The sequence below is a fragment of the Paenibacillus rhizophilus genome (assembly GCF_003854965.1).
Taxonomy (GTDB): Bacteria; Bacillota; Bacilli; order Paenibacillales; family Paenibacillaceae; genus Paenibacillus_AQ; species Paenibacillus_AQ rhizophilus.
Genome location: NZ_RQPI01000004.1, coordinates 188,191 through 204,739 on the forward strand (window position 1 = coordinate 188,191; position 16,549 = coordinate 204,739).

At 52.3% G+C, this 16,549-nt stretch carries 21 protein-coding genes and 3 tRNA genes; 18 read left to right on the plus strand and 6 right to left on the minus strand.

Going from position 1 to position 16,549, the window contains the following annotated elements; translation table 11 throughout:
- Positions 1–45: 45 nt before the first annotated feature.
- Positions 46–120 (plus strand) — tRNA-Glu (locus EH198_RS10070).
- 3 nt (positions 121–123) lie between these two features.
- Positions 124–206: transfer RNA gene (locus tag EH198_RS10075), tRNA-Leu, on the plus strand.
- A gap of 47 nt (positions 207–253) precedes the next feature.
- Here the strand turns inward: EH198_RS10075 and EH198_RS10080 are convergent.
- The gene (locus tag EH198_RS10080) at positions 254–874 is read right to left on the minus strand and encodes a PAS domain-containing protein (protein WP_124695403.1); all 621 of its coding nucleotides are present in this window, start codon (positions 872–874) and stop codon (positions 254–256) included.
- A 61-nt stretch (positions 875–935) separates the two neighbouring features.
- Positions 936–1,157: an XRE family transcriptional regulator gene (locus EH198_RS10085; RefSeq protein ID WP_124695404.1), complete on the minus strand. Its 222-nt coding sequence runs from the start codon at positions 1,155–1,157 to the stop codon at positions 936–938.
- 146 nt (positions 1,158–1,303) lie between these two features.
- Here EH198_RS10085 and EH198_RS10090 point away from each other — a divergent pair, with 146 nt between their 5' ends.
- From EH198_RS10090 to srlD, 10 genes are all read left to right on the plus strand, one after another.
- Positions 1,304–1,672, plus strand: a complete 369-nt coding sequence (locus tag EH198_RS10090) for a helix-turn-helix domain-containing protein (RefSeq protein ID WP_124695405.1) — start codon at positions 1,304–1,306, stop codon at positions 1,670–1,672.
- A 69-nt stretch (positions 1,673–1,741) separates the two neighbouring features.
- Positions 1,742–1,824, plus strand: a tRNA-Leu gene (locus EH198_RS10095).
- Entirely contained in the window at positions 1,792–1,965 is a 174-nt protein-coding gene (locus tag EH198_RS24600; RefSeq protein WP_185702835.1) for a hypothetical protein, read from the plus strand. The genes EH198_RS10095 and EH198_RS24600 overlap by 33 nt, the downstream gene beginning before the upstream one ends.
- Before the next feature lie 17 nt (positions 1,966–1,982).
- Positions 1,983–2,915, plus strand: a complete 933-nt coding sequence (gene cysK, locus EH198_RS10100) for a cysteine synthase A (protein ID WP_124695406.1) — start codon at positions 1,983–1,985, stop codon at positions 2,913–2,915.
- 217 nt (positions 2,916–3,132) lie between these two features.
- A complete protein-coding gene (locus tag EH198_RS10105) occupies positions 3,133–4,110 on the plus strand; it encodes a sugar-binding transcriptional regulator (RefSeq protein ID WP_124695407.1) in 978 nt (325 codons plus the stop codon).
- Between the two features lie 15 nt (positions 4,111–4,125).
- Complete coding sequence (locus tag EH198_RS10110) at positions 4,126–4,548, plus strand: transcriptional regulator GutM (RefSeq protein ID WP_246014173.1); 423 nt, start codon at positions 4,126–4,128, stop codon at positions 4,546–4,548.
- Positions 4,549–4,565: 17 nt separating this feature from the next.
- Positions 4,566–5,111 carry a PTS glucitol/sorbitol transporter subunit IIC gene (srlA, locus tag EH198_RS10115; protein ID WP_124695409.1) on the plus strand — a complete coding sequence of 182 codons (546 nt, stop codon included), beginning with the start codon at positions 4,566–4,568 and terminating at the stop codon, positions 5,109–5,111.
- Between the two features lie 12 nt (positions 5,112–5,123).
- On the plus strand, positions 5,124–6,128 hold the full coding sequence (gene srlE / locus EH198_RS10120) for a PTS glucitol/sorbitol transporter subunit IIB (RefSeq protein ID WP_124695410.1): 1,005 nt from the start codon (positions 5,124–5,126) through the stop codon (positions 6,126–6,128).
- A 24-nt stretch (positions 6,129–6,152) separates the two neighbouring features.
- Positions 6,153–6,518 (plus strand): PTS glucitol/sorbitol transporter subunit IIA, encoded by a 366-nt coding sequence (locus tag EH198_RS10125; protein ID WP_124695411.1) that lies wholly within the window; start codon positions 6,153–6,155, stop codon positions 6,516–6,518.
- A 27-nt stretch (positions 6,519–6,545) separates the two neighbouring features.
- Entirely contained in the window at positions 6,546–7,325 is a 780-nt protein-coding gene (srlD, locus tag EH198_RS10130; RefSeq protein WP_124695412.1) for a sorbitol-6-phosphate dehydrogenase, read from the plus strand.
- Between the two features lie 116 nt (positions 7,326–7,441).
- Here the strand turns inward: srlD and EH198_RS10135 are convergent, their stop codons facing one another.
- Complete coding sequence (locus EH198_RS10135; RefSeq protein WP_124695413.1) at positions 7,442–7,921, minus strand: glutathione peroxidase; 480 nt, start codon at positions 7,919–7,921, stop codon at positions 7,442–7,444.
- Between the two features lie 173 nt (positions 7,922–8,094).
- Here EH198_RS10135 and EH198_RS10140 point away from each other — a divergent pair, with 173 nt between their 5' ends.
- Positions 8,095–8,529, plus strand: coding sequence for an organic hydroperoxide resistance protein (locus EH198_RS10140; protein ID WP_124695414.1), 435 nt, complete (start codon positions 8,095–8,097; stop codon positions 8,527–8,529).
- Between the two features lie 105 nt (positions 8,530–8,634).
- On the opposite strand, the gene EH198_RS10145 is transcribed toward EH198_RS10140, so the two are convergent.
- From EH198_RS10145 to EH198_RS10155, 3 genes are read right to left on the minus strand one after another with little or no spacing between them, the layout of a single operon-like run.
- Positions 8,635–9,774 (minus strand): ABC transporter substrate-binding protein, encoded by a 1,140-nt coding sequence (locus EH198_RS10145; protein WP_124695415.1) that lies wholly within the window; start codon positions 9,772–9,774, stop codon positions 8,635–8,637.
- A gap of 19 nt (positions 9,775–9,793) precedes the next feature.
- Entirely contained in the window at positions 9,794–10,618 is an 825-nt protein-coding gene (locus EH198_RS10150) for an ABC transporter ATP-binding protein (protein WP_246014175.1), read from the minus strand.
- Entirely contained in the window at positions 10,618–11,691 is a 1,074-nt protein-coding gene (locus tag EH198_RS10155) for a FecCD family ABC transporter permease (RefSeq protein ID WP_124695417.1), read from the minus strand. Before EH198_RS10155 ends, EH198_RS10150 begins: the two co-directional genes overlap by 1 nt.
- Positions 11,692–12,024: 333 nt before the next feature.
- Here EH198_RS10155 and EH198_RS10160 point away from each other — a divergent pair, with 333 nt between their 5' ends.
- From EH198_RS10160 to EH198_RS10180, 5 genes are all read left to right on the plus strand, one after another.
- Complete coding sequence (locus EH198_RS10160) at positions 12,025–12,303, plus strand: hypothetical protein (protein WP_124695418.1); 279 nt, start codon at positions 12,025–12,027, stop codon at positions 12,301–12,303.
- Between the two features lie 139 nt (positions 12,304–12,442).
- Positions 12,443–12,880, plus strand: coding sequence for a thiol-disulfide oxidoreductase DCC family protein (locus EH198_RS10165; protein WP_124695547.1), 438 nt, complete (start codon positions 12,443–12,445; stop codon positions 12,878–12,880).
- Between the two features lie 264 nt (positions 12,881–13,144).
- Positions 13,145–14,308 (plus strand): P-loop NTPase family protein, encoded by a 1,164-nt coding sequence (locus EH198_RS10170; RefSeq protein ID WP_124695419.1) that lies wholly within the window; start codon positions 13,145–13,147, stop codon positions 14,306–14,308.
- Positions 14,305–15,573, plus strand: a complete 1,269-nt coding sequence (locus EH198_RS10175) for a TadA family conjugal transfer-associated ATPase (protein ID WP_124695420.1) — start codon at positions 14,305–14,307, stop codon at positions 15,571–15,573. The genes EH198_RS10170 and EH198_RS10175 overlap by 4 nt, the downstream gene beginning before the upstream one ends.
- A gap of 8 nt (positions 15,574–15,581) precedes the next feature.
- A complete protein-coding gene (locus EH198_RS10180; protein ID WP_124695548.1) occupies positions 15,582–16,544 on the plus strand; it encodes a type II secretion system F family protein in 963 nt (320 codons plus the stop codon).
- The last annotated feature ends 5 nt before the right edge of the window (positions 16,545–16,549 follow it).

The window sequence follows — 16,549 nt, forward strand, 5'->3', positions numbered from 1 at the left end:
GGATGAGGATTTGCTATACTCATTTTTGTTGTGACACTAAAGTAAGGCCCGTTGGTCAAGGGGTTAAGACACCTCCCTTTCACGGAGGTAACAGGGGTTCGAATCCCCTACGGGTCACCATAAGCGGTAGTGGTGGAATGGCAGACACGCTATCTTGAGGGGGTAGTGGGCGTACGCTCGTGGAGGTTCGAGTCCTCTCTACCGCATAATAGCCAAGAAAGAGAATCCTGAGAGATCAGGGTTCTTTTTTTAACTACTCCGCCAACCAATTCAAAGCGCCGGCATATTGGGGATACAGCTGGGTCATGCAAGCCGGGCAAATATCATGGGTTAATTCGACATGAAGCTCTTGTTGGAGGAAGCGTTCCACAGGAACCCAATGCCCGCCCTTGCGGACGGATTTGCAGGAAGCGCAGATCGGCAGGAAAGAAAGCGGCTTTCGGTATGGAGACGTAACCTTCGGCTTGGAAGGAAGCGAGTCGGTGACAGCAGGGACATGACGGTGGGACAGCAGAACAAAAGAGGTCGCTCCATTCGTCTCTTCCGGTATGGGAAACCCCTCGATCTGAAACCATCTTCCTCCCCTCAGAAAAGGAGGTTTGGGAAACCGGCCGCTGAAAACGAGACGCTCACCCAGAAAGATGGACTGAAGGGACTGAATAAGCTCGGTCAAATAATCCGGCGGCAGAATCAGCTCCCGCATCAGTTCAAAATAATCGATTCCCATCCACTCAAAGCGCGCTGAGAGGCCCGCGGCGACACCGTAGGCTTTCCATGAGTCGTTCGCAGCGGTGATGAGACCTCGTCTGTCGATAGCCAGTACGCTGCCGGGCAGAGTGTATGTCAGTCGGGTAACAAGGGACAAAGCAGACAAAGGGATCGCTCCTTGACATGATCAGGATGGAATACTAAGATTAAGCAGATAAAATGGAAGCTCAATCATTTTCCGGTACACCCGGAATGTTCGGAGGTATGTCCAGCAGTTGGTCGACTTGCCGGCGGTAACGCATGGCTCTGCGTGTTCCGTAAATGAGATTGGACAGGCGGTAAGGCGGAATGCCGTACATTTGGCAAAAGTCCTTCTGACTCAGCATCATCTCCGCCAGGCGCTGCTTGATCGCCCATCCGTAAGGGGTTATGGGCTTTTTGCTGCTCATCTCGCTCACCTCTTATCGACATTCCAGCCGTATGATATAATGGGATAAGGCATAAGATTAGTTAATTATATACTTTTTTACGTCATTTTACAACGATTAATGACTTTTATAAGTAATTTGTCATAATTTCGGAAGGCGGTTTGGAAATGCAGTCCATTTATGATCGAATTGAGCTTTTGATTAACAAAAAAGGCATCACCAAAAAATCGTTCTGCGAGCAGCTCGGCATCAGTACAGGCAATATGGGAGACTGGAAACGGGGCAAGTCCACGCCCGGAACGCATAAATTAATCGAAATCGGCGCTTTTTTCGGCGTCAGTCTGGACTGGCTCATTCTGGGCAAGACCTCTCCGTCCATACTGCGTGAAGGGAGCGAGGATTATTTTTTTGAACATATACGGCAATCCAATTGCCATTTCGATGAGCTGGAGCCTCGCGAGAAGGAATTTATTAAAGAATATCTCGCTTTTTCTAAATACCGCAGACGGATACAGGATGAACAACTTCCCGAATAATTTAGCTTTACTTTTGAGGAACAAGCGAGTATAATAACATGTGTTGGTCTCAAAAAGATCATTCGCCGCGCGGTAGTGGTGGAATGGCAGACACGCTATCTTGAGGGGGTAGTGGGCGTATGCCCGTGGAGGTTCGAGTCCTCTCTACCGCATACAGTAAAGAAGCCTTGCGCAGCAGGGCTTCTTTTGTTTTTTCTGCAAATGGCGATTTTACAAGTGATGGGAATTCCAGTATGATCTTAATGCCGAGTTTTTGCATTGGAATAGATGAGCGTGCTGTTTGGAAACTTTAATTTTGGAGGCTGTGCAAATGGTGAAAATCGCTAAGAACCTGACTGAACTGATCGGAAATACTCCGCTTCTCGAATTATCCAGTTTCAAAGAGGATGGCGCGGCAGCGAACATTCTGGCCAAGCTGGAGTATTTCAATCCGGCGGGCAGTGTAAAGGACCGGATCGGCTACGCTATGATCAAGGATGCCGAAGACAAGGGGCTCATCAATAAAGACACGACCCTCATCGAGCCGACCAGCGGAAATACCGGCATCGGTCTTGCGTTTGCTGCTGCGGCTCTCGGCTACCGGTTGATTATTATTTTGCCAGAGTCTTTCAGTACGGAGCGCCGAAAGCTTCTGAAACAGCTCGGGGCGGAATTGGTGCTGACCCAGGCTTCGGAGGGCATGGCTGGCGCGATCCGCAAAGCGGAGGAGATATCTGCCGAGATACCCAATTCCTACATCCCGCAGCAGTTTGAAAATCCGGCCAATCCCGATATTCACCGGAAGACGACGGCCGAAGAAATCTGGAACGATACCGAGGGAAAAGTGGATGTTTTCGTCGCCGGAGTAGGTACCGGGGGAACGGTCACTGGAGTCGGAGAGGTACTTAAGCAGCGCAATCCCCAAGTTCGCATAGTGGCCGTGGAACCGGCGGGTTCGCCTGTTCTATCCGGCGGGCAGCGAGGTCCTCATGCGATTCAGGGCATCGGAGCGGGCTTCGTGCCGGCTAACTTTAACCGGGCCGCAGTGGATGAGATCATCACGGTGAAGAATGAAGAGGCGATACAAACGGCGCAAAAGCTGGCAAGGAAGGAAGGGCTGCTTGTCGGGATTTCCTCCGGGGCCGCGGCATTCGCCGCTTATCAGCTGGCCAAAAGACCGGAGAATCAAGGCAAGAACATCATCGTCCTTCTGCCGGACACCGGCGAACGGTATATTTCTACCGATTTGTTTCCGGAGGAATAATAACGAGAGCGGCTAACAAGCCGCGCAAGCAGTGGTCAGCAGACCGGTCGCCGAGCAGAAAATGCCCGTTGACCGGTCTTTTTTTTATGCTAAAAAAAGACTTCCCGCCCGTATTGACGAAAAGAAGCTGTAAGCGTATACTAAAGCCACAGAGCACAAATGATAAATTTAAATGCACATATGTGCTAAGAATATAAAGGGTCTGGAGAGAAAGCTGATGACAATCCAAGATGAAGATAGAAGGCTGTTGGCTCAAATCGCCCGAATGTATTATCTCGATGACTTGACGCAAAGCGAAATCTCAAAGGCGCTGGGCATATATCGCACCTCGATCAGCCGGCTGCTTAAGAAAGCCCGGGAAGAAGGTGTGGTCCAAATCAAGATTACGGAGGGCACAGGCAAATACGAAATTGAGGAACGTATGGAAAGCGTATTTCAATTAAAAAGGGTGGTTGTAGTGCCTGACAACCCTGAATTGTCCGAGTCGGGACGAAAAAAGGCCGTGGCCAGAGCGGGGGCCGAGCTGATGAAAAATATAATCGTAGACGGCGATGTCGTAGGATTTGCCTGGGGCACCACCATGGGAAGCCTGATCGGGGAATTTACCGATTGCGAGCAGCGTTCCGCGCATTTCGTTCCCCTGGTTGGGGGACCAGGGCCGATGGAAACGAAGTATCATGTCAATGCCATCGTGTACAGCATCGCGAATGACTTCGGTGGAGAATCGTATCTGATTGACGCAGCAGCCGTTGTGGAACGCAAGGAAACGAGAGACGAGATCGTGCAAGCGCATTATTTTCGCAAAATATCCGATCTGTGGGATCGTCTTACGGTCGCTATAGTCGGCGTCGGCGCTCCCATCAGCAATTCCAACATGATCTGGACCGGATTTTACGGCGACAAGGAGATTGCCGACCTGAACCGGCATAACGCGATCGGCGATATTTGTTCCCGTTTCTACGACCCGGAAGGGACATTAATTGAATCCGAACTAACCGAGCGAACGATTGCAATTCCGCTGGAGCGGCTCCGGAACACCCGATATACGATAGCTCTGGCGGAATCGGTAGAGAAAGCGCCTTCCATTATCGGGGCCATCAAGGGCAAATATATCAACACCTTGGTCACCAATGAAGAAACCGCTCTCGAGATGCTCCGTCTGGAGGCTCAGAAGAAATCACAAGTAATGAATTAAAGGGGGTGATTAATCATGGGATTTATCATTATTGTAATTGCGTTGTCATGGCTCTTGCAAAGTGTGCTCGGGTTCCTGCAAATCAGACATTTCAACCGGCATTACACGGAACTGAGGCGGATCGGGCGAGTTGCCATTGGCAAAAAGACGGGAAGGTTCAGGGCAGGCACTGTCGTTATGCTCGCAATCGACTCGCATGGAAACATTCTGAAAGCCGCTAAGATGCAGGGAGTTACAGTCTTTTCCAGAGTGCGATCCTTGAAAGGTCTGGAAGGCAAGCCGCTTCCGAAGCTGGAAGAGGGAGATCTCGCGGGGTTCGACAAGCTGACAAAGGGCGCTATCAGGGATGCCATGAGCAGCTATAAGATTATTTCAAATGGAGGTGAACTGAAGCTTAAGAAGACCTGGATCGAAAGACTTATACCTGCCAAAAAATAGCAAAATGGGGTGAAAGTATGGATATTGTAACAAACCTGGCTAACGGCTTTATGAACCTGTTCAGGCAGGGAGGCGTAACCTTCACCAATCTGGTTACAGGAATTGTCCCGCTGCTGATTATGCTGCTGGTGGCTATGAATGCGCTGATTCAACTGATCGGCCAGGAACGAGTGGAGCGAGTCGCAAGGAAATCGGCAAAAAATCCGTTCACGCGCTATTTTATCCTTCCGATCGTAGGCACTTTTATTCTTGCCAACCCGATGACCCTCTCGCTGGGAAGATTCCTGCCCGAAAAATACAAACCCAGCTACTATGCGGCGGCCTCTTATTCCTGCCACACGCATAACGGATTGTTCCCGCATGTGAATCCCGGAGAACTGTTCGTATTCCTGGGAATCGCTGCAGGCATCACTACACTGGGCCTCAACACGACAGAACTGGCGCTGCGGTACTTTCTGGTAGGGATTGTGACGAACTTTTTCAGAGGCTGGGTAACCGACCTTACCACTTCCATCGTCGAGAAGCAGCAGAAAGTAAAATTGAAAGAAACCGTTAATTTGTAGGAGGTGGTAAACATGAGTCATTACAATGCGGTTATTATTAAAGCGGGAACAGGCGGGTTTGGTGGTCCGCTCATTATCAGGCCGACTGAGGGAAAAAACAAGGTGGTCTACATAACAGGGGGGACGAAACCGGATATTGCCGACCGAATCGCGGAGCTTACCGGGGCCGTACTGGTAGACGGCTTTAAAACAAGCGTGCCTGAAAAGGAAATCACCTGCGTGATCATCGACTGTGGAGGGACACTGCGCTGCGGCGTGTATCCGCAAAAGGGAATTATGACCATTAATGTGCTCCCGACGGGGAAGAGCGGACCGCTGGCAAAGCATATTACCGAGGAAATCTATGTATCCGGAGTGAAAGTTTCGGACATTGAGCCGTATGAAGGTGCTGCAACACCCCATACAGCCCAGCCCGAAAAAAGTGATGCAGAAATAAAAACCCAACCTAAGTATAGCGCAAACCAAAAAATAAGTGAACAGCAAAAGCCGAAAGGCTTGCTGGCACGGGTCGGCATGGCAATGGGCTCCATTGTAAGCGTGTTCTATCAGGCGGGACGGGAAGCGATCGAGACGGTTATCAAGACCATTCTGCCTTTCATGGCCTTTGTGGCGATGTTGATCGGCATTATTAACGCCTCGGGAATCGGCGACGTATTCGCCAAATTCCTCTCGCCGTTCGCGGGCTCGCTGCCCGGATTGCTCCTGATCTCGCTGGTATGCTCTTTTCCGTTGCTGTCTCCTTTTTTGGGACCGGGTTCGGTTATCGCGCAGGTTGTCGGCACTCTCATCGGAGTTGAAATCGGCAAAGGAAATATCCCGCCGCATCTAGCGCTGCCCGCCCTGTTCGCCATCAATTCTCAGGCTGCCGCCGATTTCGTTCCCGTGGGACTGGGGCTGGCGGAGGCCGAGGTGGAGACGATCGAAGTAGGTGTGCCAGCCGTATTGTACGGCCGGTTTCTTACCGGGGCACCCACGGTCTTTATCGCTTGGTTGGCCAGCTTCGGCCTGTACAGTTAATGACCTGAAATGGAGGACTTTGTTATGCAAACCGTTTATCAAACCCGGATTACGCAGATCGGTTCGTCGGTGTTTGATTTTATTGAAGATAAAATCTTTGTGCTGTTCGGTGAGAACGCTCCTTCGGATGTAGCGGATTATTGTCTTCTGATCCATGTAAACGATGTGGAAGGCGAAATCGAAAAGGGAGATGTTCTGCTCCTGGATGGCGTCGAGTATACGATCACCTCGGTCGGAAGTAAAGTGGCCAGAAATTTAAAGCTGCTCGGGCATATCACTCTTCAGTTTGATGGAAGAGAAACGGAAGGGCTGCCCGGCACACTGTATTTGGAGAACAAGGATTTTCATAAACCGGGAATCGGCGGCGAAATAAAAATTATTAAAAAATAAAAAGATCGATAAAGGAGAGTTAAGGATATGAGTGAACGTAAAGTGGCATTAGTTGCCGGCGGAGGCCAAAGTTTGGGAGAAACGCTTTGCTATCGTCTTGCTGACGAAGGCTATGATATTGTAGTGGCTGATTTGAACGGTGAACAGGCGGAGAGCGTGGCCCGGACCGTGAAAGAACACCATGGACAAAAAGCGCTGGCAGTAGCGGTAAATTTCATCCATGAACACGAAGTAATTGAGATGGCGGGCAAGGCAACGGAAGCCTTTGGGCGCATTGATCTGCTTGTTTATGTGGCAGGTGTCGCCAAGAGCCGTAAAATTACCGACTTTGGCCTGGAAGATTGGAATTTAACCGTCGACGTGAATCTCACCGGATACTTTTTGTGCGCAAGAGAAGTGTCGCGAGTCATGATCGGGCAGGGCGGGGGAAATATCATCCAAATCAATTCGAAATCGGGCAAGGTCGGCAGCAAGCATAATTCGGCTTATTCCGCTTCCAAATTCGGCGGGGTGGGGCTTACGCAAAGCCTTGCGCTTGATCTGGCGGAGCACAATATCCGTGTCAACTCGATTATGCCGGGCAATCTGCTGAAATCGCCGATGTTCCAGAGCCTGATTCCCCAATATGCCCAAAAACTTGGCATCAAACCGGAAGAGGTGGAGCAGGTATATACGGATAAAGTGCCGCTGAAGCGGGGCTGCACGTATGATGATATCGCCAATGCCGTTATCTTTTACGCATCCGATAAAGCGTCTTATATGACGGGGCAATCCATTAACGTGACGGGCGGACAGGTCATGCACTAACCGGGGGAGTGCCTCCGGGAACGAATGACGATAGAATAACGAAAAGGATTGAGCAGGAGAGTAATGCTGCGCAATCCTTTTTTTCTTTTTTCGGGAAATGCCGGCTGTACCGTTATTCAATCAAGCAGACTCTTAATTTCATCTTCAATGCTTTCCGGCGTCGTTGTCGGGGCAAAACGTTTCAGCACGCGTCCTTCGCTGTCGACCAGGAATTTGGTGAAGTTCCATTTTATGCTTTTAGAGCCGAGCGCACCGGGAGCCTCCTTCGTTAAATATTTGTATAAAGGATGGGCATTGTCGCCGTTGACATCGATTTTTTCATACATCGGAAAGGAGACACCGTAGTTGAGCTGGCAAAATTCCTGGATTTCCGCACTGCTGCCGGGTTCCTGTGATGCAAACTGATTGCTCGGAAAGCCGAGCACTTCGAAGCCACGGTCCTTAAATTTTTCGTACAACTTCTGAAGACCTTCATACTGGGGGGTGAAGCCGCACTTGCTCGCCGTATTCACAATAAGCAGCACCTTGCCTTCATACTTGGACAATGATTCTTCTTGACCGCGCAGGGTATTGGCCTGGTAATCATAAACGCTCACGGATGGGGCCTCCTTTACACACAGATATATTTATCCCAATTTAATTTTAAATGATTTATATCTCAGGTCAACGTTTTTTCGGATAATGACAGAGTTACTCGTTTCAAATCTTGCCCCAAGTTTAATAAAAGGTTGTACTGCGTACAAATTGGTTATATAAGGAGACGATATTCATGAAAGCATTGTATACGGCTACCGCAACGGTTCGCGGCGGACGTGAAGGCTCATTTGAATCCTCCGACGGCGCCTTGAAGCATAATCTCAGCATGCCCAAAGAGTTGGGGGGGCCGGGAGGAACCGGTACAAACCCCGAGCAGCTGTTTGCTGCGGGATACGGCGCCTGCTATGAAAGCGCCTTGGCCAATGTTGCCCGCAAGGAGGGCGTCAAGCTTCAGGATGTGGAGGTTGCGTCCAATGTATCGATCGGCAAAGATGAAAGCGACGGCGGTTTCAAGCTGTCCGTGCGGCTTGATGTGAAAATGTCGGGTGTCGACCATGATAAAGCGGAGGATTTGGCGAAGAAAGCCCATGATTTCTGCCCGTATTCCAAAGCGACGAGAGGGAATATCGAGGTGGAGCTTAATGTGCTGGAAATGAGCCGGCAGTAATCCCGAAGCGCAAATCCAGAAAAACAAATAGACAGACTCGTTTCCGCAGCGATGCGGAGACGAGTCTGTTTTTCTATACCTGAGCGGGCCGGCCTTGCCGGTTTGTTAATCGGCCGGAGGCTTGCTGTCAATGATCAGCTGAGCTTCGTCGTTCGTAAGGTTGTAATTCAAAAACTGCTTGTAGAAACTCACGGTCTCCTGAACCATGTTCAGATCGGGGAACAGGTCGGGATGCAGCGTCTTGGCCGCCCATTGGATTTGCAGCGCGGCTTCGGCGCCGTAGCGGTCCCAGAGGAACGCGCCGCTCGGGTTGTTATAGACATGGCCGTTCTTGACGGCATTCAGCGTCTTCCAAGCGGGATCGTCCATAATGTGGTCGGTATCCGTCAAACCGCTGCCGATCATAATGTAATCCGGATTCCAGGAAATAATCTGCTCCATGCTTACCGGTTTCATATTGCCGCTAAGCTCTTGGGCCGCGTTAATGCCCCCTGCTACTTCAATCCAGTTCTGGATCATCGTATCCTTGCCGTCCACTTGAAGCGGTGATAGGGACTGGATATGCAGCACTTTGGGCTTGTCCGATTCGGCAATTTTGGATGTTACGGCCGTAATATCTTTCAGTTTGCCGTCCAGATAAGTGATAAAGGAGTCGGCGCGTTGACTCGCGTCACCTCCAAGGATTTGTCCGGTCAGGCGAAAACATTCTTTCATCTCGTCAAAATTCGTAAAATTCAGCGCCACTATGGGAATCCCCGCATTTTCCAGAGGCTGGATCAGCGGAGATCCGGTTGATGCAAAGGCGATGTCGGGCTTGTTCTTCAGCACTTCTTCCATTTGCGCTTCGGATTTGGTGAAGGAGGTCACGGCATTGTTCATCTGCGGATTCACTTTGTACAGCCAGGGAACCGACTTCCGGGTGGAAATAGTGGACACGATTTTGTCGCCTGCCCCGAGAATTGTCACGACCTCATTATGAGCCGGCCAGGTGTCGGCGATCTTGTTGATCTGCGCGGGAACCGTTACCTGGCGTCCGTCGGTATCCGTAATGGTCTTGCCTGCCTCGGCGGACTGCGCCGCCTGCGTTGTTGGAGATGCCTGTGGAGAGGCTGCCGGTGAAGCAGCGGTTCCGGTATCACTGGCACTTCCGTTTGTATCGTTGCCGCCGCATCCTGCCAGAACCAGGATTAATGCAGCTGACAGTATGAACGCGAGTAAACGTCTTTCCTTGAACTTTCTTTGCATGATAGTACCCCCTGTTTTATTATGGTGAACCGTGATTAAGAACGTTCTTCAACGATTTGTTGTCCGTTCGCATAAGCGGTACACAGGTCTTCACTTTCCGTCCACTGGCGGCGGTAAACTCCGCTACCTCAACATCAATGCCATACGCGGAAATCAGATTTCCGGATGTGACGACTTCTTTTACGGACCCTGCCAAAAAAGGAAGTCCGCGGCGCAGAAGCGCTGCCCTGTCGGAGCATAAAAAAGCATGGTCCGGAAAATGTGACGTCATGACGACCGTCATTCCCCGGTTGCTGAGCAGCCTGATCTGTTCCAGCATCCGGATCTGATTGCCGAAATCCAGGTTGGACGTCGGCTCGTCCATAATCAGAATATCAGGCTGCTGCGCCAGTGCCCGGGCGATCAGGACCATCTGCCGCTCTCCTCCGCTCAGCTCCGTGTAGATCCGGTTCCGGAGCGAGTCGATCTGAAGACTGTGCAAGGCCTCATCGGCAATGCTCTTGTCCTTGGAATTCGGTGCGGCGAACAAACCGAGATGGGCGGTGCGGCCCATTGTTACTACATCGATGACACTGAACGGAAATGGGGCGCTGTGCGCCTGGGGAACATAGCCTACAGCCCGGGCCAGCACCTGTCTGGACCATCCCGCCGTGCTTTGCCCATTGATTTTGACGGTTCCTCCCAAGGGCTTCAGAAAAGAAAGCAGGGTTTTGAACAAGGTTGTTTTTCCCGCGCCGTTGGGACCGAGCAGGCACATAATTTCTCCGGCCCGAACCGAAAAGGAAACGTCCTTGACCACCGGCTTGTCGCCGTATCCGCAGGAGAGGTTTTCGATTTCCAGCATCATTCCCAGCCCCTTTTTCCGGTAATGAGCAGCACTATGAAAAAGGGAGCCCCGATGAGGGCGGTCAGAATCCCCAATGGAATTTCCATGGTAAGAGCGCTGCGGGCAATATCATCGACAAGCAGCAAATACGATGCGCCGTAAAGCGCGGAGATGGGCAGCAGCACTTTGTAATTCGGCCCGACGACCATGCGGGAGAGATGCGGCACGATCAGACCTACCCAACCGATCATGCCGCTGACGGAAACGGCGGTCGCTGTCAGCAGGGTGGAGCAGATGATGGTTACAATCCGGATTCTGGTTGTATTGACACCGAGCGCCTGGGCTTCCTCCTCGCCAAAAGACAGCACATTCAGCTTCCAGCGCAGCAGGAGCAGCGGCGTCAGGCCAATCAGCACAAGCGGAGCAAGGATTGCCAGATCATTCAATCCGACGAGAGACAAGCCGCCCATCAGCCAAAAGGTGATGGCGGGAAGCTTGTTGTCGGGATCGGCGGCCAGCTTGATGATCGACGTAAATGAGCTGAACACAGTAGAAATGACGATTCCGGTCAGTACGAGGGACAGCACCGCTCCGCCTCTGCGGCTGACAAGCGATCCTATGGAGTAGGTCAGCGCCACCGCCCCCATGCCCAGCAGGAACGATAGGAGCTGGATTCCCGCAGGCCCAAGCGACAGCAGCATCGCGAGCGCCGCGCCGAATCCCGCACCGGCGGAAGCGCCCAAAATATCAGGCGATACCATCGGATTACGGAACAAGCCCTGGTACGAAGCCCCGGCGGCTGCCAGTGCCCCGCCGACCAGCAGAGCGGCGGCGATTCGCGGAATGCGCACATGGAGCAGGACGATGCTTATGGAAGCTGGTCCAGGATCGGGCAATCCGAGCAGATGGGCCCGGATGATGTCCGCCATCTGCGGCAGCGAAACGCTGTAACGCCCCACCGAAAAGGATAGGAGCAGCACGACAATCGGCAGCCCGGTGATCAGAATGATGCGGAAAGCCCGTTTGTGCTTGCCGGCAGATTCCGCCGGTTGACTGGGCATTGCGGAAGTTTGTTTCCTCTTCGGGTTCATTCTGCAGCCCCCTTTTCTGAAAATATTCTGAAACCGAAGGTTTTTTACATTTTGATATAAATAGAAAAGTTTAGTTATGACATTTTGCATACATAGATTATATTTGTATATATTTAGTTATGATTTGAATGCCGAGGGGGAGGGCTTCAGCTTGCGTGACGACAGCTTTTGTCAAAATTTAAACATCTGCGGATTTTTTTGATTTTATCTTTTATAATCTCCTTTCGGCTTCGGTTGACATCACTCCTAAAATTCTTTAAGATGTCTAAGTATCTGAACATTCGAACATGATTATATTGGACGAGCCAAAATTTAAAATAATAGGTGATGAACATGTCTTATAAACCGGCAATTACGAACGTGACGAAGGCCAGCAGCAACGACAAGGAAGGGCTCTACGAATTCATTATCAAGCTAGCCGACGGAACGGAGTGCCGCGCGTTTTACAATCGGTTTCCGGAATGGAGAATGACGAACATCAGCCGCCTGCTCAAGACTCCCTGCCCGATTTGCCGCAAGGATTTTATCTGTAAATGTATGGAGGCCTTTACCGGTGAGCTCGAGGATCAAATGATCGGTGATAATTGGATTGAGAAGACGACCGCCGAGTAATTAAGGCAGCGGTCAGAAATGGAGACGCGGGAATATTCCCGCGTTTTTGTTTTGCCGAAAAATGGGGAAGGATAGAGTATATCGAAAGGAGCGGAGCCGGATGAGCATTACCAAAAGGAAGGAAGCCGCCGTGTGTGAGATGCCGGGAGAACGGAGAAATTCTAAAAGTTCCGCGGATACCGAAGAGGCATCCATCGTGCTGATCGACGGTGTGTGCCATCTGTGCGGGTGGCTGGTGACCTTTATTATTCCCCGCGACCCCCTAGGGCGGTTTCGTTTCGCGCCGCTGCAGAGTGATATTGGGCGCAGGCTGCTGGAAAAGGGCGGACTTGATGCTGATGTATTGGATACGGTAGTGCTTGTGGAAAAAGGCAAGTATTATACGGAGTCGGCTGCGGCCCTCCGCATTCTGCGCGGGCTTCGCTTTCCCTGGCCGGCGGCCTATCTGCTAATCGCCGTGCCGGCTCCGCTGCGCAACAGGCTGTACCGGTACGTAGCCAAGAACCGCTACCGGTGGTTTGGACGCGACGATCAATGCCTCGTGCCTACGCCGGATATCAGGCGGCGTTTTTTGTAAGGCCGGGAAATCGGCTGCATCAAGTCGTTCTGTGGAACATGGCGCAGCGGACTCGATAACCGAATTATTCCTATTTTTAAATATTGCCGCTTCCCGATAAGTATGCTAGTATAACTGTAAATTATAGGAATAGTGACGGAAGCACCGTTCATTAACCGTTTTGTCGCGGTTATGGGCGGTGCTTTTTTGCTGTTTCCTTACAATTAACGGATATAAATATCCGAATTCCCGCAAAACGGGACTTTAGGGGAGGGGGAAGGTTAAATGACCGCTAGCCTAGTGCTCGCCGTGCGTGAAACCCAGTACATCGAACCGCTGCTGCATTATGTTCACCATAGCGAGTATGGCGAAATGCTGAATATTAAGGCGTTCAGCCGAATGGACGCTTTTACCGAGTACATGAAGGGCGGGGAGACTCCTGACGCGGTTGTCGGCGATCCTGCATTCATCGAAGCATGGCTGCTTGGGGGCCGGGCGGCGGTGCCATGGGCGATTCTGGAAGAAGCGGGCGGCATGGCGTCCGCGAAGAACAAGAGTGCTCTAGGCGGCAAAAGAATTACAAAATATCAGGCGCTGCCGGCACTGCTCTCCTCCATGCTGCAGCTGTGTGACGTTCGGCGGAGCCGTACGGCTTCCACCCTGAGCGAAGGCACCTTGCTGCTGGGAGTTGTGTCGGGAAGCGGCAGCAGCGGCAAAACGACGGTTGCGATGAACATGGCCAAGCAGCTCGGAAGCCGGGGATTGTCCGTATTTTATTTGAATCTTGAGACGGTAGACAGCAGTGGGCTGTTTCTCAGGCCTTCAGGGGGGAATGGTCCAGGTCTTGAGCGGCTTCTGTACGAGATTCAGGCGTCGAGAGACACCGGGAATGCTTCGGCGATCGGCTTAGGACATTATACGGCCAGGCTGGATGCGCTGCACTGCGATACTTTCAGGCCTGTCGGCAATGTAAAGGAAATGCTGCAGATGAGCGCCAGGGATGCGCAGGAACTGATGGAACTTCTGGCTGCGGATGGCGGCTACGACGTCGTTATCGTTGATACGGGCAATATCGGGGAAGAACGGGCCGAAGCCGTGGTGCAGCGCTGCGGACACCTTGTTTGGGTGCTGCGCGACGACGAGGTGAGCATCTACAAAATGGGGAAATGGTTCCTTCACTTCACATCCCCCCATTCCGGGATGAATGCCGATTTGCCCGGAAAGAGCCTGTTCGCAGTGAACTTCGTGAGGGAGAATGTCCAGCAGGCGCCATTACCGGAAGGCTTGGAGCCCGATGTCCTGCTGCCCTTTATCTCTTCGTGGAGCTTGCCGCACAGGGGAGAGCTAAGTCTCAATTCGCCGCTGTTTCAGCGTGGTATTCTGCAGCTGTGCGGGATGATTACGGGAATGGAGCTGCCGGGCCCTCCGTCAATCGGAGGGAATGCATGAATGATGAACTGTTCCGGGAACTCCGTGGCGATATACGCTCAGGGCTGGATGTGACCTCTTCCGTGGGAAACGGCGAGCTGGTCTCGCATATTGAAAGGACGATTTTTGAGCGGGAAGAGCTGCAGCGCTTAACTGCCCAGGAGAAGCACGGGCTCGTCCGGAGACTGTTCGATTCTTTTCGCGGTCTGGACGTTCTTCAGCCGCTCGTAGATAACCCGGCTATCAGTGAGATTATGATTAACAGCCATGAAGATATTTTTGTCGAGGAAGATGGGGAAATCCGCCGGCTGCCGCTGGCGTTCGAATCGGCGTCCAGACTGGAAGATATTATCCAGATCGTCGTCTCCGATGTCAACCGCGTAGTCAATGAATCGTCGCCGATCGTCGATGCCCGTTTAAAAGACGGCTCGCGGGTCAACATTGTGCTCCCGCCGGTAGCGCTGAAGGGTCCGGCGATGACGATTCGAAAGTTTCCCGAGTCGCCGATGACAATGGATGACCTTGTCCGCCGGGAGGCCATCAGCCAGGAAGCGGCCGGCCTGCTTAAGACGCTCGTTGCCGCCAAATACAATATTTTTATCAGCGGCGGAACGGGTTCGGGGAAGACGACCTTTTTGAACGCTTTATCCCAGTTCATTCCACCGCAAGAGAGAGTCATTACAATCGAGGATTCGGCGGAACTGCAAATTATAACCGTGCCGAATCTGGTATCGCTGGAGACGAGGAACGCCAACACGGAGGGTAAAGGGGAAATCTCCATCCGCGATCTGATCCGCTCGTCGCTGCGGATGAGGCCGAACCGGATCGTCATCGGCGAGGTGCGCGGCGCTGAAGCTCTTGATATGCTGCAGGCAATGAATACCGGCCATGACGGAAGCTTGTCCACCGGCCATGCGAACAGCGCGCGCGACATGATCAGCCGGTTGGAAACGATGGTGCTGGGCGGCGCCGATCTGCCGGTTGCCGTCGTCAGGCAGCAGATTAGCTCGGCCATCGATATTTTTGTCCATCTGGCGCGGCTGCGGGACCGTTCGCGGCGGGTCACGGAGATCAGCGAGGTAACCGGTCTGGATAACGGAGAAGTGCAGCTAAATCCGCTTTACGAATTCCGTGAAACCGGCGGGAGCGGCGGGCGCCTGAGGGGAGAGCTGGAAGCATGCGGCAATTCTTTGCGGAATACGGCAAAGCTGGTTATGGCGGGAATAGCGTATACTCCGCTGGCGCGCTTTGCCGGTGCAATTGAGAGAGGAGAAGAGACAGACTGATGTTCGAAATGACCAGAAAGAGCCGGGCTCCGGCTGATCGTGTACCATCCGGTTCCGGACCGGACAGTCGCGAACCGGCGTATGGCGTGGAACCCCATCTTAATTCCGGCAGAAGGTTGGCTAAGCGCGATATCACGCGCATTGGCCGGGATACAACTAATGATGTGCCGCTCAAGAGCCTTCGAAACAACCTTGGACAGGCGGGAAGCGGAAACGTCTCTGCGCCGCTGTTGCCGGATTACACGGTTTACACGCTGAATCCGAGACAGAGAATCGTTTCGGCGGCGGCCGGGGGGCTCATATTGTTCGGAATCGGCTATTTGTTTTATCACAATCTGCTAATTGCCCTGGTGCTGTCAGCGGGAGGATACTTTGCTCCGCGTATATGGCGGGATTATTTGAAGGCGCGCCGCCGCGCCGCGCTCAACCTCCAATTTAAGCAGATGCTGTTTTCGCTGTCTTCCTCGCTGTCCGCCGGAAGATCGGTAGAGAACGCATTTCGCGAAGCGGTGCAGGATTTGAAGATGCTTGACCCGGAAGGCGGCAGCGATATGATTGCCGAGCTGAACATCATCTGCGCGCGGCTTGAATACGGACAGCCCGTCGAAGAAGCGCTGCATGATTTCAGCAGAAGGGCGGGAATGGAGGATATCCGGCGGTTCGCCGATGTCTTCTCCGTCTGTAAACGGACGGGCGGCGACCTGGTGGAGGTGGTGCGGCGCACCTCAAGCATTATCGGCGAGAAACTGGATGTTCAACAGGAAATCGCCGTCAGCGTTTCCCAGAAACGGTTCGAGTCCAAGGCCTTGCTCGTTTCTCCGCTAGTTATGCTGCTGTTTATGAGCTTTAGCGCCGGGGACTATATGGAACCGATGTACACCGGATTCGGAATGGCAATCTCGACGTTTGCGCTGGCTTCACTGATTCTGTGTTATTTCTGGACAAGCAAAATTATGGACATTCCGCTGTAAGGAGA

What these genes read in the sequence shown, in the direction of transcription:
- EH198_RS10085 (WP_124695404.1), bottom strand. Translation starts at nt 1,157, where the DNA reads ATGAGCAGCAAAAAGCCCATAACCCCTTACGGATGGGCGATCAAGCAG.
- EH198_RS10090 (WP_124695405.1), top strand. Translation starts at nt 1,304, where the DNA reads ATGCAGTCCATTTATGATCGAATTGAGCTTTTGATTAACAAAAAAGGC.
- EH198_RS24600 (WP_185702835.1), top strand. Translation starts at nt 1,792, where the DNA reads ATGCCCGTGGAGGTTCGAGTCCTCTCTACCGCATACAGTAAAGAAGCC.
- cysK (WP_124695406.1), top strand. Translation starts at nt 1,983, where the DNA reads ATGGTGAAAATCGCTAAGAACCTGACTGAACTGATCGGAAATACTCCG.
- EH198_RS10105 (WP_124695407.1), top strand. Translation starts at nt 3,133, where the DNA reads ATGACAATCCAAGATGAAGATAGAAGGCTGTTGGCTCAAATCGCCCGA.
- EH198_RS10110 (WP_246014173.1), top strand. Translation starts at nt 4,126, where the DNA reads ATGGGATTTATCATTATTGTAATTGCGTTGTCATGGCTCTTGCAAAGT.
- srlA (WP_124695409.1), top strand. Translation starts at nt 4,566, where the DNA reads ATGGATATTGTAACAAACCTGGCTAACGGCTTTATGAACCTGTTCAGG.
- srlE (WP_124695410.1), top strand. Translation starts at nt 5,124, where the DNA reads ATGAGTCATTACAATGCGGTTATTATTAAAGCGGGAACAGGCGGGTTT.
- EH198_RS10125 (WP_124695411.1), top strand. Translation starts at nt 6,153, where the DNA reads ATGCAAACCGTTTATCAAACCCGGATTACGCAGATCGGTTCGTCGGTG.
- srlD (WP_124695412.1), top strand. Translation starts at nt 6,546, where the DNA reads ATGAGTGAACGTAAAGTGGCATTAGTTGCCGGCGGAGGCCAAAGTTTG.
- EH198_RS10140 (WP_124695414.1), top strand. Translation starts at nt 8,095, where the DNA reads ATGAAAGCATTGTATACGGCTACCGCAACGGTTCGCGGCGGACGTGAA.
- EH198_RS10145 (WP_124695415.1), bottom strand. Translation starts at nt 9,774, where the DNA reads ATGCAAAGAAAGTTCAAGGAAAGACGTTTACTCGCGTTCATACTGTCA.
- EH198_RS10150 (WP_246014175.1), bottom strand. Translation starts at nt 10,618, where the DNA reads ATGCTGGAAATCGAAAACCTCTCCTGCGGATACGGCGACAAGCCGGTG.
- EH198_RS10155 (WP_124695417.1), bottom strand. Translation starts at nt 11,691, where the DNA reads ATGAACCCGAAGAGGAAACAAACTTCCGCAATGCCCAGTCAACCGGCG.
- EH198_RS10160 (WP_124695418.1), top strand. Translation starts at nt 12,025, where the DNA reads ATGTCTTATAAACCGGCAATTACGAACGTGACGAAGGCCAGCAGCAAC.
- EH198_RS10165 (WP_124695547.1), top strand. Translation starts at nt 12,443, where the DNA reads ATGCCGGGAGAACGGAGAAATTCTAAAAGTTCCGCGGATACCGAAGAG.
- EH198_RS10170 (WP_124695419.1), top strand. Translation starts at nt 13,145, where the DNA reads ATGACCGCTAGCCTAGTGCTCGCCGTGCGTGAAACCCAGTACATCGAA.
- EH198_RS10175 (WP_124695420.1), top strand. Translation starts at nt 14,305, where the DNA reads ATGAATGATGAACTGTTCCGGGAACTCCGTGGCGATATACGCTCAGGG.
- EH198_RS10180 (WP_124695548.1), top strand. Translation starts at nt 15,582, where the DNA reads ATGACCAGAAAGAGCCGGGCTCCGGCTGATCGTGTACCATCCGGTTCC.